The sequence below is a fragment of the Brevundimonas sp. Root1423 genome (assembly GCF_001426805.1).
Map to the genome: position 1 here is coordinate 485,171 of NZ_LMFL01000012.1, position 24,821 is coordinate 509,991.

Genomic DNA, 24,821 nt, shown 5'->3' on the forward strand with positions numbered 1-24,821 from the left:
AGGAGCGACTGAAACCGCCGCCGCGAAGGAACACCCCCATGACCAGACACAAGATCGCAATCGTCGTCGGCAGCCTTCGCAAGGACAGTATCAACCGCAAGATCGCGCGCTCGATCTGCGCCTTCTCCTCGGACATGCTGGACTGCAATCTGGTCGAAATCGGCGACCTGCCGCTCTACGATCAGGACAGCGACGCCGGCCCGCCCCCGCCCGCCTTCGTCCGCTTCCGGCAGGAGATCGCCGCCGCCGACGGCGTCCTGTTCTGCACCCCCGAATACAACCGCGGCGTCCCCGGCGTGCTCAAGAACGCCATCGACGTCGGCTCCCGCCCATGGGGCCAGAGCGTCTGGGACAAGAAGCCCGCCGCCATCGTCAGCGCCTCGCCGGGCGCCATCGGCGGCTTCGGCGCCAACCACCAGCTGCGTCAGGCCTGCGTGTTTCTGAACATGCCGCTGATGCAGCAGCCCGAGGCCTATCTGGGCGGGGTGACGGACGACAAGTTCGACGCGGACGGCTGCCTCCACGACGGTCCGCTCAAGGACGTCGTCATCACCCTGGCCGGCGCCTTCTCCAACTGGGTCGACATCATCGTCCGCGGCCGCCGTCTGCTGGCCGAGGATTCCGCGCACGCCGGCGGGGCGAAGGGCGGCTAGCCCCCTACTGCCGGCGCGGCGCCGACGACGCCCGCGCCGCCTCGAACTCCGCCCCCGCGTTCCACTCCGGCCAGTCGCCGCTGTCGGCCAGATCGCGGCCCACGGCGTACAGCAGGTCGACGTCCACGGCCGCCGCGTCCATCACCCACTCGCTCGTCCATTCGTCCGACGGCTTGTGATAGCGGTTCGCCACATAGTCGCGGCTGGCCTCATTGTGCCCGGTGAAGCCCGCCGCCCCGAACAGGGCCGGCACGCCCTTCTTCGCCAGCGGGAAATGGTCGGACCGATAGAAGCCGCCGGCCTGGGGCGCCGGGTCGGGGATCAACGTCCGCCCCTGTTCCGTCGCCCGCCGCTCCAGCCACGTATCCGTCTGGCTCTTGCCCGCCCCCATGACGACGATCTGCGGTGAGACCTCGGTGCCGGGCAGGAAGCTGTCCATATTGATATTGGCCACCGTCGTCTCCAGCGGCCACACCGGGTTGGCGGCGTAGTATTCCGCCCCCAGCAGCCCGGCCTCCTCGGCCGTCCATGCCGCGAATACCACCGACCGCTCGGGCGGCGTCCCCGCCTTGAACAGCCGCGCCAGCTCGATCAGTCCGGCCACGCCCGTCGCATTGTCGACGGCGCCGTTATAGATGTCGTCGTCCCCCACCGGCGTCGCGCGGCCGTAGGCGTCCCAGTGGGCGCCGTACAGCACCGTCTCTTCCGGGTGCAGCGCCCCCGGGATCCGCGCCAGAATATTCCGGCTCTCGATCCGGTCGGCGGTCTGGCCGAAGTCGATCGACATCGTCACCCCGTCCAGCGTCACCGGCGAGAACTCGGGCGTCCGCGCCGCCTCGCGCAGGGCGGCGTAATCCAGCCCCGCATCGGCGAACAGCTGCTCGGCCACGGGCCCCTGAATCCACCCCTGCGCCGGCACGCGCTCGGCGTCCGGGGTCGCCCGCACGATGTCGAACTTCGGCGCCGTCGACGACCCCTCCAGCACGCTCCAGCCATAGCCGGCGCCCGCCGTGTCGTGGATCACCAGCACCGCCGCCGCCCCCTGCCGCGCCGCCTCCTGGAATTTATAGGTCCAGCGGCCGTAGAAGGTCATGGCGTTGCCGTCGAACCGCCCCGCCACCGGATGCCCCTCGGGCGCGCCGAAGTCCGGGTCGTTGACGATGACCAGCAGCACCTTGCCTTTCAGGTCCACGCCCTTGAAGTCGTCCCACTGCCGCTCGGGCGCGTCGACGCCATAGCCGGCGAAGACCACCGGCGCGTCCGTCACCGTGATGTGGTTCACCGGACGGTCGCTGGACACCAGCACGTCCGGCCCCCGCTGCAGCGCCCGCGTCTGACCTCCGCTCGAGACCGTGATCGTCGCCGGCCCGTCCTGCCGCGTCCGACCCAGCTGCGCCGCCTGCACCCACGACCCGTCCGGCCCGCCCGGCTCCAGCCCCAACGCCTGGAACCGCCCGACCACATAGTCGACCGTCTTCTGCTCGCCAGGCGTCGCCACGCCTCGTCCCTCGAATTCGTCGGACGCCAGCACCCGCACATGCTCGTTCAGCCGCGCCCCCTCGGCCTGCTGCGCGAGGGCCGGGGAGGCGGACAGGAGGGCCGCGACGGCGGCGGCGAGGATCAAACGATGCTGGGTCATGCGACCGTTCTAGCCCCTTCGATCAGGAACGGTCACTCCCTGCCGGTCGTCACCTCCGCGTGACCCGTGCGTCACGGCAAGGTCTGGCGGAGCCACGGAGCCTGCACACTGGCGGGCCGCCAGCAGGGTTCGAGCGCCGACGCGAATTCGACCGCCCATGCCGCCGGCGACCCTTCGGCGATCCAGCCCTGGTAGCTGGCCAGCCTCGCATACTGCTTGAATTCGACCTGGACGATATCGGCGTGCAAGACCATCCCGGACAGTTCGTCGCCGGGGCGGGGGTTGGCGATGGCTTCCGGCACCCAGGTCGCGTCTGCGGACCGGGCCAGCGCCTGCACCGCCCCGGGGCAGTCTCGCAGATCCGCCTCGACCCACTCGACCCCCATACCCTGCAACGACGCCTGAATTTGCGCCGGCGACGTCGATCCGTCTTCCATCAACCGCGCGATGAGACGCGACCCTCTGTGCCGGGGGCTGGACGGGGCGTCCACTGCGGGCGCCCGCACCATCCGGGCTCTCAGGCGAGACGCGCAATGGTCGCGCGGAATGTTTTCACCGTCGACGCAGCCTTCCGCCACGGCGATCGCGTAGACCGGCCATGCGTAGTCATCGCCGGTGTAGGCGATCCTCACGACCGCGTGGTCCTTGATGTGCGGCGAGGGGAAGAACGTCCCCGGATCGAAGGCCAGCCGCTGCACGATCTCCCGAACGTCTCTCGTGGGGGCGGCCCCCGCGTCCTGTCCATGAACGGATTGGGACGAGGCGCTCAGACAGAGCGAGGCGATCAGGAGGCGAACGGCGCGGCGCATGCCTGTCAGCCTGCGCTGCCTGCCCGATGTCCGCAATGGCTCGAACGCTTCCCCGGTGTTTCACCGCGCCGCCAGCCACCTCACCACACCCTCCGCCGCCGCCGCCCCCGACGCCATTGACGCCTGGAGCAGATAGCCCCCCGTCGGCGCCTCCCAGTCCAGCATCTCGCCGGCCGCGAACACGCCCGGCATGGTCGTCAACATCAGCCCGTCGTCCAGTTGGTCCAGCCTCACCCCGCCCGCCGACGAGATCGCCCGCGCCAGCCCCTGCACCCCGGTCAGCGTCAGCCGCACCGCCTTGATCCGTTTCGCCAGCTTGTCCGACCCCGCCGGCAGCTCGCCCGGTATCTCGCGCAACAGCCCGACCGCCGGCGCCGACAGCCCGCCCGCCTTGCGCAGCCAGTTGGTCACGCTGTCCTTGCCGCGCGGCTTCGCCAACCGTCCCGCCAGCGCCTCGACCGACAGATCAGGCCTCAGGTCCACGGTCAGCACAGCTGTCCCGTCGCGCTCGATCGCGTCCCTCAGCCCCGCCGACAGCGCATAGACAGCGCCGCCCTCGATTCCGTAGCGCGTCAGCATGGCCTCGCCGCGCACTGTCTGGTCTCCATGGGTCATCGCCACAGGCTTCAACGGTTCACCGGCGAACCGCCCCGCGAACACCTCGGACCATTCCACGTCGAAACCCACATTCGAGGGCCGGAACGGCGCCGTCTCCACGCCCTCCAGCATTGCGGCCCAGGCCCCGTCCGACCCCAGCCTCGGCCAGCTTGCCCCGCCCATGGCCAACACGACCGCATCGGGCCGCTCGAGGACCTCGCCCTCCGGTGTCCCGAACACCCAGGCCCCGTCCCTCCGACCGACCCAGCGCGACCGCGTCCGCACCTCGACCCCCAGCCCGTCCAGCCGCGCCAGCCAGGCCCGAAGCAGCGGCGACGCCTTCATCGCCCGCGGAAACACCCGCCCGGACGAGCCCGTGAACGTCGCCTGCCCCAGCCCCTCGGCCCAGCCGATCAGATGCGTGGGCGAGAACCGCTCCAACCACGCGCCCACCACGCCGGTCGCCGGCCCATACCGCCCGACGAACCCCTCCATCCCCTCCGAATGCGTCAGGTTCAGTCCGCCCCGCCCGGCCATCAGGAATTTGCGCGCGACCGATGGCATGGCCTCATGCACCACGACGCGCACTCCCGCCTGCGCCAGCCGCTCGGCCGCCATCAGCCCGGCGGGCCCGGCGCCGATCACATGGACTGTCTTCATCTCGCTCATCGCGCAGTCCCTACGCCCTTCCGTGCATCCCGGCGACCCGCACCACCCCCTTGCCGTCATCCCGGCGAAGGCCGGGACCCAGCGGCGCGCGAGAGCGCGAACCTGTCAGGTGCGCATCAGCCCGACACAGCTTGCGAGAGCAGGTCGCCTTCGGCGCCGCTGGGTCCCGGCCTTCGCCGGGATGACGACAGAAGGGAGACACAAAAAACCTGTCCGGGAACACCCGTATCGCGCATACGCTCATCTCCCATGAGCGTCGCCTTCACCCGCGAGGAGGATCTGGAGGCCACGGCCGCCGATCTTCCCGACCGTCCGATTTCCCCGCACCCCAACCTCGTCACGCCCTCCGGCATGGCCGCGATCGAGTCCGCCCTGGCCTCGGCCCGCGCCGCCTACAGCGCCGCCCAGTCGAAGGGCGACATCGAGGCCGACCGCACCGCCATGGCCCGCGCCACCCGCGACCTGCGCTACTGGTCCGCCCGTAGGGCCACCGCCCAGCTGGTCGAGACCGAGCCCGACGGCCGCGTCCGCTTCGGCGGCTCCGTCACCATCGAACGCGAGGACGGCCGGGCCCAGACCTGGCGCATCACCGGCGAGGACGAGGCCGATCCGGCCGCCGGTTCGGTCAGCCACGTCTCGCCCCTCGCGGTCGCCCTGATCGGCAAGACCGTGGGCGACGAGGCCGTCGTCGCCGGCCAGTCGGTTGAGATCGTCGCCGTCGATTGACCGTCAATGGTTGCCCCGGGCGCCCGCTTGCCCCACCTTGGGGAACATAAGGCGCTCCTGCGGCGCTTCCCGCGCTCAAGCAGCGCGCAGCGCGCCAGCGCAGAAAAAGAAAGAAGCCGCCCATGGCCCGTAAACCCAACTACAGTTTCGAGCGTCAGGAACGCGAGCGCGCCGACGCCAAGAAGGCCGCCGAAAAGGCCGCCGCCAAGGCTGAAAAGAAAGCCGCCGCCGCCGCCCGCAAGGAAGCCGGCCTGCCTCCGCTCGAGGACGAGTAGACTTCCCGGGCCTCAGGCCGCCGCGGCGCCCGCCAGCGTCCGCGACAGCTTGCGGGCCAGCTCGGCCTGGGTGAACGGCTTGTGCACGATCAGCCCCTCGCTGATACCGGTCAGGGCCTCGGCGTCGACATAGCCGGTGGCGAACAGGATCGGCGCGGTCGGACAGCGCATCCGCAGCTCGCGCGCCAGATCGGCCCCGTTCATCCCGGGCATGGCGAAATCCAGCACCATGGCGTCGATCTTCCGGTGCTGGTCCAGCTGATCCAGCGCCGCCCCGCCGCTGCCCGCCTCGACGACCTCATAGCCGAGATCGCTCAGGAATCCGGCTGTCACCTCCCGCACGGCGTCATCGTCGTCGACGACCAGAACGACCAGACCGGCTTCGCGCGCGGTCAGCAGTTCATGGCTGGCCTCCCGCTCGCGCACCGGCGCCGAACCGGCACGCGGCAGGAAGATGCGGATCGTCGTGCCCCGGCCGACCTCGGTGTCGATGCTCACCCCGCCGCCCGACTGTTTGGCCAGACCGAACACCTGGCTCAGCCCCAGACCCGACCCCTTGCCGACTTCCTTGGTGGTGAAGAAGGGCTCGAACACCCGCGCCAGAACCGCGTCGGTCATGCCCGATCCGGTATCGGTCACCGACACCACCACATGATCCCCGGCCGGCGGCTCCTCGGGCCGGGCCGGCTCGCCCGTCGTCACATTCTCGGTGCGGATCAGCAGGGACCCGCCCACGGCCATGGCGTCGCGCGCATTGATGGCCAGGTTCAGGATCACAAGCTCGATCTGCGTCGGATCGATCATCGCCGGCCACAGGTCGGGGGCCAGTTGCGGCGGCTCGATGTGCACGCTGCCGCCGATCGCGCTCTGCAACATGTCGCCCATGCTGCGCACCGTCTCGTTCAGATCGACCGCCCGCGGCTCCAGCTTCTGCCGGCGCGAGAAGGCCAGCATCTGGGCCGTCAGCCGCGCGCCCCGCGCCGAGGCCTCGCTCATCATGTCCAGCCGGCGCATCACCCTGGGATCGGTCTCGCCCTTCCTCATCTGCTCGACATTGCCCATGACCACGGTCAGCAGATTGTTGAAGTCGTGGGCCACGCCGCTGGTCAGCTGGCCGACAGCCTCCAGCCGCTGCGCCTGCCGCAGGGCCGATTCCGCCCGCTCGCGTTCGGCGATCTGCGCGGCCAGCTGGCGGTTGGCCGCCTCCAGCTCGGCCGTGCGCTCGGCCACCCGCCGCTCCAGCAGGCTCTCGGCCCGGCGGATTTCCTCGATCCGTTCGCGCGCCTCGTACTGACGGTTCCGGCCGCGCAGGGCGGTGCGCACGGCGCTGACCAGGGTGGTCGGATGGAAGGGCCGCTCCAGAAAGCCGACATTGCCCAGCGTCACCGACAGCCGTTTGGCCATCGGATTGCGCTCCACGCTGCCCCCCCGGTGCGTCAGCACCAGAAACGGAAAGTCCGACCACGACGGCTGGCTGTCGATCCATTGCGACAGACCCGACAGGTCGCTGTCCCTCAGCGCCTCCTCGACCAGCACCGCCATGCCGGCGCCCGCGCGCATCTCGTCCAGCAGTTCGGCCAGACCGGCGCAGATCCGGGTCGGCGCCCGCGCCTCGCCCAGGATGGCGGCCGCGATCGCGGCGTCGCGCCCGGTCGGCGCCAGCACCAGCACCCGTTCCGACAGTTGCCCGCCCCGGCTCATGCCGAGGCGTCGCCCATCAGTCCCGATCCCTGGCCGACGAAGTTCGGCACCCCGCGAAGCACGCCCTGGAAGCCGCTCAACGGCTCGCCCAGCGTCAGCCCATCCTCGCCGATCTCGAACTCGCGGATGGTCTTCTCGTGGCCGCCGGCGCGTTTCTTGATCACCGACACGGCCCGCCGGACATTGCCCAGCGCCTCGAAATAGCGCAGCAGGATCACGGTGTCGGCCAGATAGGTCACATCGACCGGCGCCTTCATGTCCCCGACCAGCCCGTGCTGGGCCACGGTCAGATAGGTCGAGGCGCCCTGCCGGTTCAGATACTGCAGCAGCTCGTGGATGTGCAGCACCAGGAACTGCTCCTGCGGCATGGCCGCCTGATAGCCGTTCAGGCTGTCGATCACGACCGTCTTGATCTGCTGCTCGCCCACGCAATGCCGCACCCGCGCCGCGAACTCGCCGGGGGACAGCTCCGCCGCGTCGATCTGTTCGACGATCAGGTTCCCGCTCGCCTGCATGGCCTCCAGATCGATGCCGAGGCTCTTCATCCGGTCGTAGAGCAGGCCCAGTTCCTCGTCGAAGATGAACAGCGCCGCCTTCTCGCCGCGCGCGATCGCCGCCACCGCGAAATTGATCGCGAACAGCGACTTGCCCGTCCCCGCCGGCCCCAGGATCAGAGCGCTTGAGCCCCGCTCCACGCCCCCGCCCAGCAGGGCGTCCAGCCCCGGCACGCCGCTCGACATCGCCGTGCGCTCGAAGCTGGTCCGGTGCTCCGACGCCACGATGCGCGGATAGACCTCCAGCCCGCCGGTCTTGATGGTGAAGTCGTGGAAGCCGCCGCGGAACCGCCGCCCGCGGTATTTGATCACCCGCACCCGCCGCCGCTCGGCGCCGTATTCAGGCGCAAGCTCCTGCAGCTGGATAACGCCGTGCGCGACGCTATGAACCGTCTTGTCGTTGATGTCGGTGGTCAGGTCGTCCAGCAGCAGCACCGTCGTCCCGCGCCGCGCGAAATAGTGTTTCAGCGCCAGCACCTGGCGCCGGTAGCGCAGCGAGCCCTGAGCCAGCAGGCGGATCTCCGACAGGCTGTCGATCACCACCCGTTTCGGCCCAACCCTGTCCACGGCGTCGATGATCATCCGCGTGGTCTCGCCCAGTTCCAGGTCGGAGGAATACAGCAGGCTCTGCTGCTGCTGTTCGTCCAGCAGGCTCTCGGGCGGAACCAGCTCGAAGATGTCGATCCCCTCCAGCGACCATTCGTGCGAACGGGCGGTGTCGCGCAGCTCTTCCTCGGTCTCTGACAGGGTGATGTACAGGCAGGTCTCACCCTGCGCCGCGCCCGCCATAAGGAAGCTCATCGCCGCCGTGGTCTTGCCGGTCCCCGGATTGCCCTCCAGCAGATAGAGCCGGTCACGCGCCAGCCCCCCGGCGAGGATGTCGTCCAGTCCGGTGATTCCGAACACGGCCTGCATGGCCGGGGTTTTCGCGTTTTTCGTCATGGCCCTCTCATGGCTCTAGCTAAGCCGTAACGCACGGATATGGATAAGGTTACAGGCGACGAGGGGCAAAAAAAGAGGGGCCTCTCCCGCCCTTCCCGGGACGTCGGAAGGCACTGCGCGGGGATCGAACACGGCGTTTCCCCCTATCGATTCCCCCCCGTATCGCGGGTTTTCCCCGATAGCCCCCGGCCCGGGCCAATGAACTATTCCGGGTGGGATCACGGGCTCTTGGAGTCCGTGGATGGAGGCTGCTGTGGACTCTCAGGGTTCAACTCCGAAAACCAGCGCCGACGGCGGCCTGAGCGGGGGTTCTGAGGGCGCCAGGAGCCTCGCCGAGCGGCCGATGATTCCGCGCGACGTCAAGGCGCCGACGGTCTCCATCCCGTTCCACAAGATGCTCAAGGTCGTGGCCTTCGTTGATCGGGACAATCGCCAGATCAAGGAGGTTCTCGACCAGATCACAGCCGAGGGCTTTGAGGTCGAGGTCCGCGACGGCTTCACGCGCGATGTCTGGGAGGACGCCTCCGTCGGCGCCTATATCGGCAGTATTGACGGCGTCGTCGAAGAAGCACGGACCTTCGCCCGCGCCGTTCGGGGACTGGGCTTCCGCACCCCGCTGTGGGCTCTGGCTGATGCGCGCGGCATCTCCGACATCGACGTGGTGGCCCTGACCGGCGACGTCGACGGCTACATCTATCTGGGCCAGCAGACCCCCGGCTTCTACGCCAAACAGGTCATCGGCAGCCTGGTGAACTACGGCAAGACGCTGCTTCCCCCGTTCTTCGGCGGCCTGGTCGCCTATGACGGCGAGGCCAACATCGCCTTCGACTGTCCCGGCCACCAGGGCGGACAATTCTACCGCAAATCCCCCGCCGGCCAGCTGTTCTACAAGCATTTCGGCGAGGCCATCTTCCGCAACGACCTGTGCAACGCCGACGTCGATCTGGGCGACCTGCTGATCCACGAGGGGCCGGCGGTCGAGGCGCAGAAGGCGGCCGCGAAGATCTTCGGCGCCGACCGCACCTATTTCGTCCTCAACGGCACCAGCACCTCGAACAAGGTGGTCACCAACGCCCTGCTCCGGCCCGGCGACCTGGTCCTGTTCGACCGCAACAATCACAAATCCCTGCACCAGGGCGCCTTGGTCCAGGCCGGCGCCATCCCGATCTTCCTGCCCACCGCGCGCAATCCGTTCGGCATGATCGGCGCCGTCGACTGGGAGGCGTGGGACGAGGACACCCTGCGCAAACGCATCGCCGAACACCCGCTGATCAAGGACACGGACCGGGCCAAGGCCGAGCGGCCGTTCCGCATGGCCTGCATCCAGCTCGCGACCTACGACGGCACGATCTACAATGTGAACAAGGTGCTCGAGAAGATCGGCCACCTCTGCGACTACGTCCTCTGGGACGAGGCCTGGATCGGCTACAACGCCTTCCACCCCCTGTTCGAGGGCCACAGCCCGATGCGGCTGAAGGACCTGAGCCCGGACATGCCGGGCCTGTTCTCGACCCAGTCGGTGCACAAACAGGGCGCGGGCTTCTCGCAGGCCTCGCAGATCCACAAGCGCGACGAGCACATCGCCGGCCAGCGCCGCTACGTCGAGCACAAGCGGTTCAACGAGTCGCTTCTGATGGCCGTCTCGACCTCGCCCTTCTATCCTCTGTTCGCCTCGCTGGACGTCAACGCCAAGGTCCATGAGGGCAAGGCGGGCGAGATGCTGTGGGACCGCTGCATCGAGCTGGGCGTCGATGCGCGCAAGAAGTTCCGCGAGTTCAAGGACTACTACGAGCGCACCGGCGCGGGTCCCGAAGAGAAATGGTTCTTCGACCCCTTCGTCCCCGATGTCGTGACCATCAAGGATTCGAAACACACGAAGGACGTCGTCGACGCACCTTGGGAGAGCCTGCCCACCGAGGTGATCAAGCACGAGCAGCAATGCTGGGCCTTCCACCCGGAATCGGAATGGCACGGCTATCAGGGCTACGCCGAAGGCTACGCCATGGCCGATCCCAACAAGCTGGTGCTCATCACCCCCGGGATCGATCGCAAGACCGGCGAATACGGCGAGTTCGGCGTGCCGGCGACGGTCGTGGCCAACTATCTGCGCGAGATGCGGGTGGTCCCCGAGAAATGCGACCTGAACAGCATCCTGTTCCTGATGACCCCCGCCGAGGACGAGAGCAAGCTCAACACCCTCATCGCCAAACTGGTCCACTTCAAGAACCTGTGGGACCGCGACGCGCCCCTCCAGGAGGTGCTGCCGACCGTCTTCGCGGCCAACCGCGACCGCTACGCCGGCTACACCATCCGGCAGGTCTGCAAGGAGATGCACGACTTCTATCGCGGGGCGAACGTCAAGGAACTGCAGCGCCAGTGCTTCCGCGCCACCAGCTTCCCCGAACCGGCGATCACCTCGAAAGAGGCCTATGCGGCGCTGGTCGGCAACGAGGTCGACTATGTCTCCCTCGAAGAGGCGCACGGCCGCATCTCCGCGACCCTCGCCCTGATCTATCCGCCCGGCATCGGCGTCATCGTCCCCGGCGAGCGCTGGGACGACGCGGCCCACGCCATGCGCGACTACTTCCTCACCTTCCAGGAGTCGTTCAACCGATTCCCCGGCTTCAACTACGAGGTCCAGGGCGTCTTCCAGGAGCGTGTCGTCACGCCCGGCGGAGACCCGGCGGGGGAAATCAAATTCCACACCTACGTCGTCCGTGAGTGACGAGACCCACAACGAGAAGGACCGGTTTCATGGCTGAACTCTCAGCAACCGCGACGGGCGGGGCGGCTGCGGCGCCCGTCGGCAAGAAGAAGATGAGTCTCATCCAGCTCACCTTCCTGGTGGCGGTGAACATGATGGGCTCGGGCATCATCATGCTGCCCACCAACATGGCGCAGGTGGGAGCGATCTCGCTGCTCTCCTGGCTGGTGACGGCGGTGGGCTCGATGGCCATCGCCTACGGCTTCGCCCAATGTGGCCTGTACAATCACCGGCCGGGCGGCATGGCCGCCTACGCCGAGGACGCCTACGGGCGGTCCGGCTACTTCCTGGTCTTCTTCCTGTATTTCCTGTCGCTGCTGATCGCCAATGTGGCCATCGGCATCTCGGCGATCGGCTATCTGGCGGGCTTCTTCCCCATCCTCACCTCGACGCCGTTCATCACCTGCATGGGGCTGATCGGCCTGCTGTGGCTGACCTCGGCCGCCAATTTCGGCGGGCCCAAGATCACCGGCCGCATCGGCGCCGTCACCGTCTGGGGCATCATCCTGCCCGTTGGCTTCCTGTCTTTGTTCGGCTGGTTCTGGTTCAGCCCGGACACCTTTTCCGCCGCCTGGAATCCGAACGATCTGACCCTTCGCGAAGGCATGCGCTCCAGCATCTCGCTGACGCTCTGGGCGTTCCTGGGCATGGAGTCCGCGGCCCAGAACTCGGACGCGGTCGAGAACCCCAAGCGCGACGTGCCCCTGGCCTGCATGTTCGGCACGCTCGGAGCCGCCTTCATCTACATCCTGTCGACTGCGGTCATCCAGGGCATTGTGCCCAACGCCGACCTGGCCGCCTCGACCGGACCCTTCGCCCTGGCCTTCGCCCAGATGTTCAACCCGATGGTCGGCAGCATCGTCATGGCCCTCGCCGTCCTGGCCTGCCTCGGTTCTCTGCTGGGCTGGCAGTTCACCATCGCCTCGACCGCCAAGTCCGCGTCCCTGGACCGCATGATGCCGCCCATCTTCTCGAAGGTGAACGGCATGGGCGCGCCAGTGATCGGCATGATCATCCTGGCCGCCGCCCAGTCGGGTCTGGCCTTGATGACCATGTCGCCGTCGCTAAGCGAGCAGTTCTCGGCCCTGGTCAATCTGGCGGTGGTCACCAACGTCATCCCCTACGTCATGGCCCTGTCGGCCCTGCTGGTGATGATGAGGACGGCCAAGGTGTCTTCCGGAAAGTTCCGCACGACCACGGCGATCGCCTTCCTGGGCATGGCCTACAGCGTCTACGCCATCGCCCTGTCCGGCAAGGATGCGGTCTTCGGCGGTACGATGGTCATGTGCGTCGGCTTCGTCATCTGGGCCTGGATTTCCCCGCGCTTCATGACCGCCGCCCGGGCGCCCGCGACCTGACACAAACGGGTCGCTACGGACGGTCGTAAAAACCAGAAAGGGCGGGCCCGTCTCCGGACCCGCCCTCTTCCGTTTCAGCTGGCTGCTGAACGACCGGATCAGAAGTCCATGTCGCTCGGCCACGGCCGCTTCCGTCGTGATCAGGATGCCGGCCACCGAGGCGGCGTCCTGCAGGGCCGTGCGCACGACCTTGGCGGGGTCGATGACGCCGGCCTGGATCATGTCGACATACTCTTCCGTCTGGGCGTTGAAGCCCCAGGTGGCCGAGGCGTTTTCAAGCACCTTGCCGACGACGATCGAGCCTTCGACGCCCGCGTTCTCGACGATCTGACGGATCGGGGCCTGGATGGCGCGGCGGATGATGGCGATGCCGGCCGTCTGGTCGGCGTTGTCGCCCTTCAGGCCTTCAAGCGCCTTGGTCGCCTTCAGCAGGGCGATGCCGCCGCCGGGGACGATGCCTTCCTCGACCGCCGCGCGGGTGGCGTTGAGGGCGTCGTCGACGCGGTCCTTCTTCTCTTTCACTTCGACTTCGGTCGAGCCGCCGACGCGGATGACCGCGACGCCGCCGGCCAGTTTGGCCAGACGTTCCTGCAGCTTCTCCTTGTCGTAGTCCGAGGTGGTCGCCTCGATCTGGGTCTTGATCTGGCCGATGCGGGCCTCGATCGCGTCCTTCTCACCGACGCCGTCAACGATGGTGGTGTCGTCCTTGGTGATGGTGACCTTCTTGGCCTTGCCCAGCATGTCCAGGGTGACGTTTTCCAGCTTGATGCCGAGGTCTTCCGAGATGACCTGGCCGCCGGTCAGGACGGCGATGTCTTCCAGCATGGCCTTGCGGCGGTCGCCGAAGCCCGGAGCCTTGACGGCGGCGACGCGCAGGCCGCCGCGCAGCTTGTTGACGACGAGCGTGGCCAGGGCCTCGCCCTCGATGTCCTCGGCGATGATCAGGAGGGGGCGGCCCGACTGGACCACGGCTTCCAGGATCGGCAGCATCGACTGCAGCGACGAGAGTTTCTTCTCGTGCAGCATGATGAGCGGCTCCTCGAGCTGGACCTCCATCTTGTCGGCGTTGGTGATGAAGTAGGGCGACAGGTAGCCGCGGTCGAACTGCATGCCTTCGACGACGTCCAGCTCGGTCTCGGCGGTCTTGGCTTCCTCAACCGTGATGACGCCTTCGTTGCCGACCTTTTCCATGGCCTTGGCGATCATGTCGCCGACTTCGCTGTCGCCGTTGGCCGAGATGGTGCCGACCTGGGCGATCTCGGAGTTGGCGCTGACCTTGCGGCTGGAGGCCTTGATGTCGGCCAGGACGACGGTCACGGCCTTGTCGATGCCGCGCTTCAGATCCATCGGGTTCATGNTCGGAGTTGGCGCTGACCTTGCGGCTGGAGGCCTTGATGTCGGCCAGGACGACGGTCACGGCCTTGTCGATGCCGCGCTTCAGATCCATCGGGTTCATGCCGGCGGCCACGGCCTTGAGGCCTTCCTGGACGATCGACTGGGCCAGGACGGTGGCGGTGGTGGTGCCGTCGCCGGCCTTGTCATTGGTCTTGGAGGCGACCTCGCGGATCATCTGGGCGCCCATGTTCTCGAAGGCGTCNGACTGGGCCAGGACGGTGGCGGTGGTGGTGCCGTCGCCGGCCTTGTCATTGGTCTTGGAGGCGACCTCGCGGATCATCTGGGCGCCCATGTTCTCGAAGGCGTCTTCCAGCTCGATTTCCTTGGCCACCGAGACGCCGTCCTTGGTCGAGCGCGGGGCGCCGAAGGACTTCTGGATCACGACGTTGCGGCCCTTGGGGCCCAGGGTCACCTTGACCGCATTGGCCAGGATGTTGACGCCCCGCAGCATCTTCTCGCGGGCGTCGGTGGAGAACTGAACTTGTTTCGCGGCCATGTGAGGCTGCTCCTGTTTCTAATTATCGAGGGGGAAGGATCAGGCGTCGGGTGCTCAGAGCACGCCCAGGACGTCGGATTCCTTCATGATGATCAGGTCGACGCCTTCCAGCTTGACCTCGGTGCCCGACCATTTGCCGAACAGGATGCGGTCGCCGGCTTTCAGTTCGAGGGCGTTGACGGTGCCGCGCTCGTCACGGACGCCGGGTCCGACGGCGACGACTTCGCCTTCCTGGGGCTTTTCCTTGGCCGAATCGGGGATGATGATCCCGCCCTTGGTTTTGGACTCTTCCTCAACGCGCTTCACGAGCACGCGGTCGCCGAGCGGACGAAACGCCATCTGATTGTCTCCAAACTTCTTCGATTGAGTCCCGAACGCGGGCGCTTTTGGCAGCCATGACGCCCGAGTGCTAACGCGAGCGGCAAGTAGGGTTGCGGGGCCGCTCCGTCAAGCGCGGCCGCATCCGAATTCCGGCGATCACACGGCGGGGACCTGACTGCAACCTGAACAGACTGCTCCGGCTCCGTACATGCGCGCGCGGATAGATTGCCCTCAATGCCGACCCGTCGGCGTACCAGCGAGGAGCAATCCGATGCGTAGTTTCATCAATCTGAAGACCGTCGGCGCCGGCGCAGCCGCCGCCCTGGCTGTGGGCCTTGCTTCGGCCACCCCCGCCGCCGCACAGTCGTATGGCGATCCCCTGATCGACGCCGCGGTCCGTGCGGTCCTCGGCGTATCGACGCAGGACCGTTACTACGGCCAGCAGGGGACCTATCGCGGCCCGGACTGTCAGTATTACCGCGACGGCCGCTGCTACCGGAACCTCGGCCACTGGGAGCGTGAACACGGCATCAACAGCCGCGACGGCTCCTACGGCTATGGCAACGCCTACGGGAACGGCTACGGCGCCTATGTCGAAGGCCGGACCTATTCGGGCCGCGGCTACTATCGCGACGGCCGCTTCTGGCGGAACCACGGCGAGTGGCGCAGCTGGCAGAACCACCGCGCGCGCGACTACCGCTACGACCGCCGTTGGTGATCAAGGTTTTCGTCCGGCCGCGTAAGTAGGGTCGGGCGAGGGCAGGAGAGGCGGGCGTTTCGGCGCCCGCCTTTTTTGCGTTCAGACCATCAGTCGTTTCATCAACTCGGCGGTCGAGGGATCCAGACCCGTCGAGGGCTCGCCCCCGGCGACATCCTTCAGGATCGCCTTCGCCAGCACCTTGCCCAGCTCTACGCCCCACTGGTCGAAGCTGTTAATGTCCCAGATCACGCCCTCGACGAAGGTCTTGTGCTCATACAGGGCCAGCAGGGCGCCGACGGCCTCGGGCGTCAGGGCGTCCATCAGTATGGTCGTCGAAGGCCGGTCGCCGGGGAAGGCCTTGTGCGGCGCCAGCCGGTCGGCCTCCTCTGCGCTGGCGCCGGACGCCAGCAGCTCCGCCCGCGCCTCCGCTTCGGTCTTGCCCACCATCAGCGCCTGCGCCTGGGCCAGGGCGTTGGACCAAAGGGGCGCATCGCCCTCGCGCGCATCCATGGCGCCATCCGAGGTGTGACCCACCACGACGAACTCGGCCGGCACGATTTGCGGCCCCTGATGAATCTGCTGGAAGAAGGCGTGCTGGCCGTTGGTCCCGGGCTCGCCGAACACCACGGGACCGGTCGCCGTATCGACCGCCGAGCCGTCGCGCTTCACCCGCTTGCCGTTCGACTCCATCTCAAGCTGCTGCAGGAAGGCCGGCAGACGGCGCAGGCCGTGGGCGTAGGGCGCCACGGTCCGCGCCGGCCGCCCCATACCCTCGACGTTATAGACCTGGGCCATGGCCAGCAGGATCGGCGCGTTCATCTCCAGCGCCGCCTCGCGGAAATGCTCGTCCATCGCCCGGGCGCCGTCCAGCACCCGCTCGAACACATCCCAGCCCAAGGCCACGGCCACCGACAGGCTGACCGCCGACCACAGCGAATAGCGGCCGCCCACCCAGTCGCGGAAGCCGAAGGTGCGGCCGCAGCCCCAGGCTTCGGCCTTGTCGGGCGCAGCGGTGACACCGATCAGGTGTTTGACCATCCGCCGCGGCGACAGGCTTTCCGCCAGCCACGCCTTGGCCAGATCGGCATTGGCCAGCGTCTCCTGCGTCGTGAAGGTCTTGGACACCACCACCACCAGCGTCGTCTCCGGATCCAGTCCGGCCAGGGCCTCGCCCATGTCGCGCGGATCGATATTGGCCACGAACCTCAGATCGATCGTCGGCTCCAGCGGACGCAGCGCATCCCACAACAGGCGCGGGCCCAGATCCGAACCGCCGATTCCGATGTGGACGATGGCCGTGAACGGCTGTTTCGTCCCGCCGGTCTCGGCGCCCGAGCGGATGTCGCCGGCGAACTCCGCCATGGCGGCGCGCACCGTGTCGACCTCTGCCGAGACGGCTTCGCCCAGAGCCTTGAAGTCGGCGCCCTCGCTCGCGCGCAGGGCCGGGTGCAGAACAGCGCGCCCTTCGGTGTTGTTGACCGCCTCGCCGCGGAACAGGCCGTCGCGGCGGCCCTCGACGTCGCAGGTCCGGGCCAGATCCAGAGCGGCCTCGAACCCCTCGGCGCTCCACGACTGTTTCGACAGGTCCAGATACAGGCCCGCGGCCTCGACCCCCATCCGCTCCATACGACCGGGATCGGTGGCGAACCGGTGCACGATGCGCCCGCCCGCGTCCTTGCGCGCAACGGCGCGGAGCATGTTGAGGGCCTGGGTGCGGGCGGTCATCGGCGGGACTCGCAGAGCGGCGGGGTAAGTCCCCGTTTACGGGTGTGGCGTAAGCCGGTTCAACGCTGAATCGTTGATTCGGCCCAGATTTAAGAGGTTCGCCATGTCCTGCGGCGTCGCCCTGGCGGTTTCCCTGCTTCTCTACGACCCCAATGTCGCGCTGGCAGCCGCCCAGCCGCCGGCGCCCGTCGCGACGCCGGTCTCGGTCGCCGGCGAGCCCCTGTTCGCCGACATCGTGGCCCGATCGGGTGCGCTGAAGGGCGTGGTCCAGGGCTGGATCGAGGCCGGGGTGATGAACCAGCCCGACTTCGCAGCCGGCCCCGCCTTCACCGGCTTCAAGGCCCAGGCCGCCGAACTGGCCGCCAGCGACATGCAGGGTCACCTGATCCTCAAGGAACGCGGCACGGACGGCGATCTGAAATGCATCCTGCGCGGCATCTCGGAAGACATGCCCAAGAAGGTCGCAGCCGTCGAAGCCGCCGCCACGCCCGCCGAACGCCGCGTGGCGCTGGACGAGCTGGCCTATCTGCTGAACGACAACGCCGAGGTCATCACGGCCCCGCCGCAGCCGGAAGTCTGACACTCCTGTCGTCATCCCCCGGTCTCGCTTCGCTCGCCGGAGGATGACGAAAGGGGTTAAGTCCCCACCGTCTCCGGATACTTCACCGAACAGCCGTAGGGCGTGGCGAAGGCCGTCTGCACAGGCCGGCCCGCCTTCATGTCCGCCAGCGCGGCGCGGACGTAGTTGTTGGCCCCTTCCAGATCCTCGGGCTTGTTGGTCGGCCGGTCGTCGATGCCGCCCACGAACCTCAGCGTCCCTTCGGGGTCGATCACCCGCATGTCGGGCGTGGTCTTCGCGTCGTACAGCTTGCCGACCTGACCGGTCGGATCGAGCAGCAGATGCGTCGCCGCGCCATTGGTCCGCGTGCGCCACTCCCGCGCCGCCTGACCCTCGACATGGCCCTGCGTCCCCGGCGCGGACGAGATGATGGTCAGCCACACCACGCCGTCGCCGGTCGCCTCGCGCTGCAGGGCCTGCATCGCGCCGGTGTAGTGTTTCTTCACATAGGGGCAGCCCTCGTTGGTCCATTCCAGAACCACCGTCTTGCCGCGGAAGTCCGCCAGCGACCGCTGCGCGCCTTCGGCATCGACGAGCGTGAAGGCAGGCGCGGCCTGTCCTGCCGTCGGCGGCCCGGTTACGGGCTGCACGGCCGGCGTAGCGGGCGCTTCAGTCTTCGTCTCTGCGGATTGAGGCTGGCATCCGGCCAGCAGCAGGGCGGCCAGGGATGCGGCTGCGATCAGGCGGACCATGGGTCGACTCCTTCGCGGGCGGCGCCAGCCGGCGCCGGACGGCCCGAAACTAGGCCGCCCTCGCCGGGGCGTCGACCGGGAAGAATGTCGCGGTCGGCCTATTCCTCGCGGACGCGCTTCTTGCGGAACGAGGGGTTCAGCACGGCCTTGCGCAGGCGGATCGACTTCGGCGTGACTTCCACCAGCTCGTCTTCCTCGATGTAGGCGATGGCCTGCTCCAGCGAGGGACGGCGCGGCGGAGTCAGGCGAACGGCCTCATCCTTGCCGGCGGCGCGGATGTTGTTCAGCTGCTTGGCTTTCATCGGGTTGACGTCGAGGTCGTCCCAGCGGGCGTTCTCGCCGATGATCATGCCCTGGTAGGTCTTCTCGNACGGCCTCATCCTTGCCGGCGGCGCGGATGTTGTTCAGCTGCTTGGCTTTCATCGGGTTGACGTCGAGGTCGTCCCAGCGGGCGTTCTCGCCGATGATCATGCCCTGGTAGGTCTTCTCGCCGCCGCCGACGAACATGACGCCGCGGTCCTCGAGGTTCCACAGCGCGAAGGCCTGGGTCTCGCCGTCGCCGTTCGAGACCAGCACGCCCTTCAGGCGGCCTTCGATGGCGCCCTTGTGCGGCTCATAGTGGCTGAACACGCGGTTCAGCACGCCCGAACCGCGTGTGTCGGTCAGGAACTCGCCCTGGTAGCCGATCAGCGANCCCAGCGGGCGTTCTCGCCGATGATCATGCCCTGGTAGGTCTTCTCGCCGCCGCCGACGAACATGACGCCGCGGTCCTCGAGGTTCCACAGGGCGAAGGCGGCGGTCTCGCCGTCGCCGTTCGAGACCAGAACGCCCTTCAGGCGGCCCTCGATGGCGCCCTTGTGCGGCTCATAGTGGCTGAACACGCGGTTCAGCACGCCCGAACCGCGTGTGTCGGTCAGGAACTCGCCCTGGTAGCCGATCAGCGAGCGCGACGGCGACTTCAGCGTCAGGCGCGTCTTGCCGGCGCCCGACGGGCCCATGTCCTTCAGCTCGGCCTTGCGGGCCGACAGCTTCTCGATGACCACGCCGGTGTATTCGTCGTCGACATCGATGACCACGTCCTCGATGGGCTCCAGACGTTCGCCGTTCTCGCCGGTCTGATAGACCACGCGCGGGCGGCTGATCGACAGTTCGAAGCCCTCGCGGCGCATGTTCTCGATCAGAACGCCCAGTTGCAGTTCGCCGCGGCCGGCGACCTCGAAGGCGTCCTTGCCGCCCGTCTCGGTGACGCGGATGGCGACGTTGGCCTCGGCTTCCTTCAGCAGGCGGTCGCGGATGACGCGCGACTGGACCTTGTCGCCTTCGCGGCCGGCCAGCGGGCTGTCGTTGACCGAGACGGTCATGGAGATGGTCGGCGGATCGATCGGCTGGGCGGGCAGCGCCTCGGTGACTTCCAGCGCGCACAGGGTGTCGGCCACGGTGGCCTTGGACATGCCGGCGATCGCGACGATGTCGCCTGCCTCGGCGCTGTCCACCGGCTGACGCTTCAGGCCGCGGAAGGCCAGAACCTTGGTGATGCGGCCCTGTTCCAGGATCTTGCCGTCGCGCGACAGGGCCTTGATGGCCATGCCCGGAACGGCCTTGCCGCTTTCGATGCGGCCGGTCAGCAGGCGGCCCAGGAAGGGGTCGCTCTCGATCAGCACGTTCAGGATCTGGAACGGCTCGTCCTTCTTGGCGACCTGTTTCGGCTCCGGCACATGGTCGACGATCAGGTCGAACAGCGGGCCCAGGTTGTCGCTCGGCTGGTTGAGATCCAGCGTCGCCCAGCCGGCCCGGCCCGAGGCATAGATGTGCGGGAAGTCCAGCTGCTCGTCGGTCGCGCCGATGGCGGCGAACAGATCGAAGGCGGCGTTGTGGACCCGATCCGGGTCAGCGTGGGCGCGGTCGACCTTGTTGATGCACAGGATCGGACGCAGACCCATCTTCAGGGCCTTGGTCAGCACGAATTTCGTTTGGGGCATGACGCCTTCCTCGGCGTCGACCAGCAGGACGCAGCCGTCCACCATGCCCAGGATGCGTTCGACTTCGCCGCCGAAGTCGGCGTGGCCGGGGGTGTCGATGATGTTGATCCGGGTCTCGCCCGCCTTGCCGTTCCAGAGCACGCTCGTGCACTTGGCAAGGATGGTGATCCCCCGCTCCTTCTCCTGATCGTTAGAGTCCATGGCGCGCTCGGTCGTCGCCTCATTGGCTCGGAACACGCCCGACTGGGCCAGAAGCTGGTCCACCAGCGTGGTCTTGCCGTGGTCGACGTGGGCGATGATGGCGACGTTGCGCAGGTTCATTTGACTATCAGACGTGCAAGGCGGCCGTGCGAGAGCGGGCCGCGAGATTTTGGCGACGGTGCGGGGAGCGCGCGCCTCATACAGCCGCGCACGCGGAAACGCCAGTGCGCGACAAGCACGCACTGGCGTTCTTCCGGGCTTATGCGCCCGGAAAGCGGCGATCAGAGGGCGGTCAGACCTTCGCCGACCGTCCGCGCACCCAGCCGTAGAGGACAAAGGTGAGCACAGCGAAGACCGCGAGCCCCGCCAGCATGGCCGGCCAGGTCGAACCCTCGGGCAGCATCGCGAAAGGCGCGTCGTTGCCGCTGGAGACGATGACGCCCGCGGTCATGACCAGGAACAGGCTCTCGCCCACGATCAGGCCCGAGGCCAGCAGAACGCCCATGCGGCGGCCGACGTCGGCGTACCGGGTGTTCCTGATCGCCTTGTCGTAGAACCAGCCGCAGATCGCCCCGATGACCAGCATCGTCGTCACGGCGGCCGGCAGGTAGAAGCCGATGCCGACGGCCAGCGGCGGCAGTTTCATCCGGTCCTTGGTCGCGCCCCGCAGGACGGCGTCCAGGACGATGACTGCCACGCCGATCACGGCGCCCAGACCGATCAGGTCCCAGCGCAGGCCACCCTCGATCACGCCCTTGGCCAGCGCCGAGATCAGGGTCGCCTGCGGAGCCGCCAGCGGTTCGTCGGCGATGCCCTTGGGCCCGCCCTCGAAGCCGAAGGCCTGGTTCAGCAGGTTCAGGATCAACGGAATGACGATGGCGCCGGCGATAACGCCGACGATCAGCGCCGTCTGCTGGCGCCAGGGCGTGGCCTCGACCAGCTGGCCGGTCTTGAGGTCCTGCAGGTTGTCGTTGGCGATCACGGCCACGGCGAAGACCACGGCGGTCACGATCAGGGCGAAGGCCACCACCGACGGATCGGCGGGCAGGCCCGCCAGCGCCAGCACGCCCAGCATCAGCACCGAGGCGATGACGATGGCCAGAATGCCCACGCCCGACACCGGACTGTTCGACGAGCCGATCAGCCCGGCCATGTAGCCGCAGATGGCCGCCACGGCGAAGCCGATGAAGACGACATAGATCAGGCCGCCGCCGACCAGCAGGGCGGTCGAGCTCGCCAGCGTCGGATTGCCGTTGGCGAACCAGGCGAGGATGAAGCCGATGCCGATCAGGCAGGCGACCGACAGGCCGGCGACGATGTTGATCGGAATGTCCTGCTCGGTGCGCGCCAGCACCTCGCCGCTCTGACGGCGGCGGTTGGCCGCCAGCGCCGAGGTCAGGCCGCCGATCAGCGGACCGGCCAGCTTGATCAGGGTCCAGATGGCCGCGACGCCGATGACGCCCGCGCCCATGAAGCGCACCTCCCGCCGCCAGACAGTGCTGGCCAGCTCCTCGGCGCCCACGCCTGCGGGCAGGGTGGTGGCGATCGAGGGAATGCCGTTGGCCGTCAGCCAGGCGATGGTCTCGGGACTGGTCAGGATCGGCACGGCGATGCACCAGGCCAGGATCAGGCCGAACAGCTGCGCCAGACCCACGCTCAGCCCGATCAGGTGTCCCGCGCCCAGCAGGGCGAACTGCATGCCGAAGCCGATGCCCGTGGCCCCGCCGCCAAGCGCCGCCGGAAGCTTGACGAACCGCGCCGCCTCGCCCGCGAACACCCGGCCCGCGACCAGTAGGGCGTAGCCCGCCGAGACGATGGCCCCGGTGATCACCACCCACAGTCCGGCGGCGTTCTCGCGCACCGCGCTTTCGGTCTGTTCCGCCCCGCGCGAGCCGACGGTCAGCACCTCGGCCGCCGCGACGCCTTCGGGATAGGGCAGGCCCGCATCGACCACCAGCGCGCGACGCAGCGGGATGGAGAAGGTCACCCCCAGAATCCCGCCGAAGACGCAGATCAGCACCGACTCCCAGAACGGGAACTCCAGCCACCAGCCGACCATGACCACTCATGGCCCCGCCGACCGAGGCCACGGTCTGGACGGTCATGTTTTCCCAGATGGTCGAGGTCTTGAACATCCGCAGGATGGCCATCGAGATGACCGCCGCCGGAATGGCCGAGGCGAAGGTCAGCCCGACCTTCAGACCCAGATAGGTGTTCGCGGCGGTGAAGATCACCGCCAGGATGCAGCCCAGAAACAGGGCGCGCAGCGTCAGTTCGATACGCTTGCCGCCGCTGACGGGCGCGCTCGCGGGTGTGTCGGTCATTGGGGTTCCTCTCCCTCGTTGACCGGACCTAAGCCGGAAATGCCCCGGTCGTCGAGAGGCCTGGATCAGAACGGGACGGCGGATCCCGTCATTGACTCCGGCGGCCCGCCGATCGAGCCTCCATGCAAAGGGGAGAGACGACGATGCGGAAATGGATCACGGCGGCGGTGCTGGGCCTGTTGTGCGTCGGCGGCGCGGCCAATGCCCAGGGAGACGGTCCGGAAGGCGTCATCCAGGGTCGTCAGGCGGCGATGCTGCTGTCCGGCGTGGCCATGGGATCGATCAAGGCGTCGATCGACGCCGGTCAGGATCCTGCGACACAGCGCTTCAACACCCGCGCCCTCGCGCGCTGGGCCCACGCCGTGCCCGGCGTGTTCCCGGCCGGGACGGGTCCCGAGGCCGGCGTTCCCACAAAGGCGAAGGCCGAGGTCTGGAGCGACCGCGCGGGCTTTGAGGCAAGCGCCGCCCGATACGCCGCCGCGGCCGACCGTCTGGCGGAACTGGCCCCCGGCGAGGACGCCGACGCCTTCGCCGCCCAGTGGACCGTGGTGCGCCAGAGCTGCAACGCCTGCCACACGGCCTACAAGGCCGACTGAAGCCCTGTCACTGGGCGGTCATGCCGCCGTCGATGCGGAACTCGGTCCCGGTGACGAATTTCGACTCGTCCGAGGCGAGGTAGAGGACGCAGTAGGCCACGTCGTCCGGCTCGCCGATGCGCTTCAGCGGAATGCCCCGCGACAACCGCTCGTGCGCCTTGGCCTCGTCGCCGCCGGCCATGGCGACGAACGGATCGAGGATCGGCGTCTTGATGAAGACCGGATGCACCGAGTTGCAGCGCACGTTCCAGTCCTGCTTGGCGGCCTCCAGGGCGATGGTCTTGGTGTACATCCACACCGCCGCCTTGGTGGCGTTGTAGGGCCCCATGCCCGGGGCGGCCGCCAGTCCCGCGATCGACGAAATGTTGATGATCGAGGCCGGGGCGGCGTCGCGCAGGTGCGGCATGGCGTGCTTGCAGCCCAGCATTACCGACTTGAGATTGATGTCGTACTGGCGCTGCCAGTTCTCGACCGTGTCGGCCTCGACGAAGGTCAGGGGGCCCCCGACGCCGGCGTTGTTGACCAGAATGGAGAGCCCGCCCATCGCCGCGACGGCGGCCTCGATCACCGAAACCCACTGCGCCTCGTCAGCGACATCGTGGGCGAAGGCGAAGGCGGCGCCGGGATGGTCGGCATTGATGGCGGCCGCCAGCGCCTGCGCCCGCGGCCCGTCGATATCCGTGACCGCGACCTTCGCCCCCTCGCGAACCAGCATCCAGGCCATGGCCTCGCCCAGACCCCCGGCCGCGCCGGTGATCAGCGCCTTTTTCCCGTCAACGCGTCCCATCAGCGGCCTCCCATGGCGGCGGCCGTCTCGTCGATGAACTTCGCCATATCGACGTCCTTGCCCGTCACCCCGCCGGCGTCATGCGTCGTCAGCAGGATTTCGACGCGGTTGTAGACGTTCGACCATTCCGGATGGTGATCGACCTTGTCCGCCTTCAGGGCGACGCGGGTCATGAAACCGAAGGCGGCGTTGAAGTCGGCGAACACGATCTTGCGTGCGATCGCGGGCCGGTCGCCGGCGTCCTCACGCCACAGGGGCAGGCCCTTCAAGGCTTCCGCAACGTCAATCCGGTCGGTCAT

18 protein-coding genes and 7 pseudogenes are annotated in these 24,821 nt (G+C 68.0%); 8 read left to right on the top strand and 17 right to left on the bottom strand.

The genetic code is table 11. The annotated features are described in order from the left end of the window. Positions 1–38: 38 nt before the first annotated feature. The gene (locus ASD25_RS09660; RefSeq protein ID WP_056616744.1) at positions 39–653 is read left to right on the top strand and encodes an NADPH-dependent FMN reductase; all 615 of its coding nucleotides are present in this window, start codon (positions 39–41) and stop codon (positions 651–653) included. 4 nt (positions 654–657) lie between these two features. On the opposite strand, the gene ASD25_RS09665 is transcribed toward ASD25_RS09660, so the two are convergent. From ASD25_RS09665 to ASD25_RS09675, 3 genes are all read right to left on the bottom strand, one after another. Next, a complete protein-coding gene (locus ASD25_RS09665; RefSeq protein WP_056616747.1) occupies positions 658–2,292 on the bottom strand; it encodes a M28 family metallopeptidase in 1,635 nt (544 codons plus the stop codon). A gap of 71 nt (positions 2,293–2,363) precedes the next feature. Next, the gene (locus ASD25_RS09670) at positions 2,364–3,101 is read right to left on the bottom strand and encodes a hypothetical protein (protein WP_056616750.1); all 738 of its coding nucleotides are present in this window, start codon (positions 3,099–3,101) and stop codon (positions 2,364–2,366) included. A 60-nt stretch (positions 3,102–3,161) separates the two neighbouring features. Next, positions 3,162–4,367: a TIGR03862 family flavoprotein gene (locus ASD25_RS09675; protein WP_056616753.1), complete on the bottom strand. Its 1,206-nt coding sequence runs from the start codon at positions 4,365–4,367 to the stop codon at positions 3,162–3,164. A gap of 249 nt (positions 4,368–4,616) precedes the next feature. Between ASD25_RS09675 and greA the strand changes: the two genes are divergently transcribed. Both greA and ASD25_RS31215 read left to right on the top strand, forming a co-directional pair. Then, positions 4,617–5,093 carry a transcription elongation factor GreA gene (gene greA, locus ASD25_RS09680; RefSeq protein ID WP_056616756.1) on the top strand — a complete coding sequence of 159 codons (477 nt, stop codon included), beginning with the start codon at positions 4,617–4,619 and terminating at the stop codon, positions 5,091–5,093. A gap of 122 nt (positions 5,094–5,215) precedes the next feature. Next, positions 5,216–5,368: a hypothetical protein gene (locus tag ASD25_RS31215; protein ID WP_200943577.1), complete on the top strand. Its 153-nt coding sequence runs from the start codon at positions 5,216–5,218 to the stop codon at positions 5,366–5,368. A 12-nt stretch (positions 5,369–5,380) separates the two neighbouring features. Here the strand turns inward: ASD25_RS31215 and ASD25_RS09685 are convergent, their stop codons facing one another. Together ASD25_RS09685 and ASD25_RS09690 are read right to left on the bottom strand one after the other, a co-directional pair. Next, a complete protein-coding gene (locus tag ASD25_RS09685; protein ID WP_056616758.1) occupies positions 5,381–7,069 on the bottom strand; it encodes a response regulator in 1,689 nt (562 codons plus the stop codon). After that, positions 7,066–8,565 (bottom strand): ATPase domain-containing protein, encoded by a 1,500-nt coding sequence (locus tag ASD25_RS09690; RefSeq protein ID WP_056616761.1) that lies wholly within the window; start codon positions 8,563–8,565, stop codon positions 7,066–7,068. The genes ASD25_RS09685 and ASD25_RS09690 overlap by 4 nt, the downstream gene beginning before the upstream one ends. Positions 8,566–8,908: 343 nt before the next feature. Between ASD25_RS09690 and speC the strand changes: the two genes are divergently transcribed. Together speC and potE are read left to right on the top strand one after the other, a co-directional pair. Further along, complete coding sequence (speC, locus tag ASD25_RS09695) at positions 8,909–11,290, top strand: ornithine decarboxylase (protein ID WP_056616763.1); 2,382 nt, start codon at positions 8,909–8,911, stop codon at positions 11,288–11,290. Positions 11,291–11,319: 29 nt separating this feature from the next. Beyond that, positions 11,320–12,687 (top strand): putrescine-ornithine antiporter, encoded by a 1,368-nt coding sequence (gene potE / locus ASD25_RS09700; protein ID WP_056616765.1) that lies wholly within the window; start codon positions 11,320–11,322, stop codon positions 12,685–12,687. A gap of 114 nt (positions 12,688–12,801) precedes the next feature. On the opposite strand, the pseudogene groL reads toward potE, so the two are convergent. The 4 genes and pseudogenes from groL to groES form a co-directional block, all read right to left on the bottom strand. Then, positions 12,802–14,044 (bottom strand): annotated as a pseudogene (gene groL / locus ASD25_RS09705) (chaperonin GroEL); the annotation flags it as partial. A gap of 1 nt (position 14,045) precedes the next feature. Then, a pseudogene (locus tag ASD25_RS31875) lies at positions 14,046–14,284 on the bottom strand (TCP-1/cpn60 chaperonin family protein); the annotation flags it as partial. Position 14,285: 1 nt separating this feature from the next. Beyond that, positions 14,286–14,578 (bottom strand): annotated as a pseudogene (locus ASD25_RS31880) (TCP-1/cpn60 chaperonin family protein); the annotation flags it as partial. Positions 14,579–14,632: 54 nt separating this feature from the next. Continuing rightward, positions 14,633–14,917 (bottom strand): co-chaperone GroES, encoded by a 285-nt coding sequence (gene groES, locus ASD25_RS09715; RefSeq protein ID WP_056616771.1) that lies wholly within the window; start codon positions 14,915–14,917, stop codon positions 14,633–14,635. Positions 14,918–15,170: 253 nt separating this feature from the next. Between groES and ASD25_RS09720 the strand changes: the two genes are divergently transcribed. Continuing rightward, positions 15,171–15,617 carry a hypothetical protein gene (locus tag ASD25_RS09720; RefSeq protein ID WP_056616773.1) on the top strand — a complete coding sequence of 149 codons (447 nt, stop codon included), beginning with the start codon at positions 15,171–15,173 and terminating at the stop codon, positions 15,615–15,617. Positions 15,618–15,698: 81 nt separating this feature from the next. Here the strand turns inward: ASD25_RS09720 and pgi are convergent, their stop codons facing one another. After that, a complete protein-coding gene (gene pgi / locus ASD25_RS09725) occupies positions 15,699–17,324 on the bottom strand; it encodes a glucose-6-phosphate isomerase (protein WP_082572317.1) in 1,626 nt (541 codons plus the stop codon). 103 nt (positions 17,325–17,427) lie between these two features. On the opposite strand from pgi, the gene ASD25_RS09730 reads away from it, so the two are divergent. After that, on the top strand, positions 17,428–17,904 hold the full coding sequence (locus ASD25_RS09730) for a hypothetical protein (RefSeq protein WP_056616776.1): 477 nt from the start codon (positions 17,428–17,430) through the stop codon (positions 17,902–17,904). Between the two features lie 56 nt (positions 17,905–17,960). Here ASD25_RS09730 and ASD25_RS09735 read toward each other — a convergent pair whose 3' ends face one another. The 5 genes and pseudogenes from ASD25_RS09735 to ASD25_RS09755 form a co-directional block, all read right to left on the bottom strand. Continuing rightward, positions 17,961–18,635, bottom strand: a complete 675-nt coding sequence (locus ASD25_RS09735; protein WP_056616779.1) for a thioredoxin family protein — start codon at positions 18,633–18,635, stop codon at positions 17,961–17,963. 98 nt (positions 18,636–18,733) lie between these two features. Next, positions 18,734–19,004, bottom strand: a pseudogene (locus ASD25_RS09740) (translational GTPase TypA); the annotation flags it as partial. Position 19,005: 1 nt separating this feature from the next. Next, positions 19,006–19,328, bottom strand: a pseudogene (locus ASD25_RS33135) (translational GTPase TypA); the annotation flags it as partial. Between the two features lies 1 nt (position 19,329). Beyond that, positions 19,330–20,935: pseudogene (gene typA, locus ASD25_RS09750) on the bottom strand (translational GTPase TypA); the annotation flags it as partial. Between the two features lie 172 nt (positions 20,936–21,107). Continuing rightward, a pseudogene (locus ASD25_RS09755) lies at positions 21,108–23,049 on the bottom strand (OPT family oligopeptide transporter). Between the two features lie 233 nt (positions 23,050–23,282). Here ASD25_RS09755 and ASD25_RS09760 point away from each other — a divergent pair. Then, a complete protein-coding gene (locus ASD25_RS09760; RefSeq protein WP_056616786.1) occupies positions 23,283–23,735 on the top strand; it encodes a cytochrome c in 453 nt (150 codons plus the stop codon). A 7-nt stretch (positions 23,736–23,742) separates the two neighbouring features. On the opposite strand, the gene ASD25_RS09765 is transcribed toward ASD25_RS09760, so the two are convergent. Both ASD25_RS09765 and ASD25_RS09770 read right to left on the bottom strand, forming a co-directional pair. Continuing rightward, positions 23,743–24,522 carry an SDR family oxidoreductase gene (locus ASD25_RS09765; protein WP_056616789.1) on the bottom strand — a complete coding sequence of 260 codons (780 nt, stop codon included), beginning with the start codon at positions 24,520–24,522 and terminating at the stop codon, positions 23,743–23,745. After that, complete coding sequence (locus ASD25_RS09770; protein WP_056616792.1) at positions 24,522–24,821, bottom strand: 4a-hydroxytetrahydrobiopterin dehydratase; 300 nt, start codon at positions 24,819–24,821, stop codon at positions 24,522–24,524. The genes ASD25_RS09765 and ASD25_RS09770 overlap by 1 nt, the downstream gene beginning before the upstream one ends.

Bases quoted from the DNA above. Each gene is read 5' to 3' on its own strand.
- ASD25_RS09660 (WP_056616744.1), top strand. From the start codon at position 39: ATGACCAGACACAAGATCGCAATCGTCGTCGGCAGCCTTCGCAAGGAC.
- ASD25_RS09665 (WP_056616747.1), bottom strand. From the start codon at position 2,292: ATGACCCAGCATCGTTTGATCCTCGCCGCCGCCGTCGCGGCCCTCCTG.
- ASD25_RS09670 (WP_056616750.1), bottom strand. From the start codon at position 3,101: ATGCGCCGCGCCGTTCGCCTCCTGATCGCCTCGCTCTGTCTGAGCGCC.
- ASD25_RS09675 (WP_056616753.1), bottom strand. From the start codon at position 4,367: ATGAGCGAGATGAAGACAGTCCATGTGATCGGCGCCGGGCCCGCCGGG.
- greA (WP_056616756.1), top strand. From the start codon at position 4,617: ATGAGCGTCGCCTTCACCCGCGAGGAGGATCTGGAGGCCACGGCCGCC.
- ASD25_RS31215 (WP_200943577.1), top strand. From the start codon at position 5,216: ATGGCCCGTAAACCCAACTACAGTTTCGAGCGTCAGGAACGCGAGCGC.
- ASD25_RS09685 (WP_056616758.1), bottom strand. From the start codon at position 7,069: ATGAGCCGGGGCGGGCAACTGTCGGAACGGGTGCTGGTGCTGGCGCCG.
- ASD25_RS09690 (WP_056616761.1), bottom strand. From the start codon at position 8,565: ATGACGAAAAACGCGAAAACCCCGGCCATGCAGGCCGTGTTCGGAATC.
- speC (WP_056616763.1), top strand. From the start codon at position 8,909: ATGATTCCGCGCGACGTCAAGGCGCCGACGGTCTCCATCCCGTTCCAC.
- potE (WP_056616765.1), top strand. From the start codon at position 11,320: ATGGCTGAACTCTCAGCAACCGCGACGGGCGGGGCGGCTGCGGCGCCC.
- groES (WP_056616771.1), bottom strand. From the start codon at position 14,917: ATGGCGTTTCGTCCGCTCGGCGACCGCGTGCTCGTGAAGCGCGTTGAG.
- ASD25_RS09720 (WP_056616773.1), top strand. From the start codon at position 15,171: ATGCGTAGTTTCATCAATCTGAAGACCGTCGGCGCCGGCGCAGCCGCC.
- pgi (WP_082572317.1), bottom strand. From the start codon at position 17,324: ATGACCGCCCGCACCCAGGCCCTCAACATGCTCCGCGCCGTTGCGCGC.
- ASD25_RS09730 (WP_056616776.1), top strand. From the start codon at position 17,428: ATGTCCTGCGGCGTCGCCCTGGCGGTTTCCCTGCTTCTCTACGACCCC.
- ASD25_RS09735 (WP_056616779.1), bottom strand. From the start codon at position 18,635: ATGGTCCGCCTGATCGCAGCCGCATCCCTGGCCGCCCTGCTGCTGGCC.
- ASD25_RS09760 (WP_056616786.1), top strand. From the start codon at position 23,283: ATGCGGAAATGGATCACGGCGGCGGTGCTGGGCCTGTTGTGCGTCGGC.
- ASD25_RS09765 (WP_056616789.1), bottom strand. From the start codon at position 24,522: ATGGGACGCGTTGACGGGAAAAAGGCGCTGATCACCGGCGCGGCCGGG.
- ASD25_RS09770 (WP_056616792.1), bottom strand. From the start codon at position 24,821: ATGACCGACCGGATTGACGTTGCGGAAGCCTTGAAGGGCCTGCCCCTG.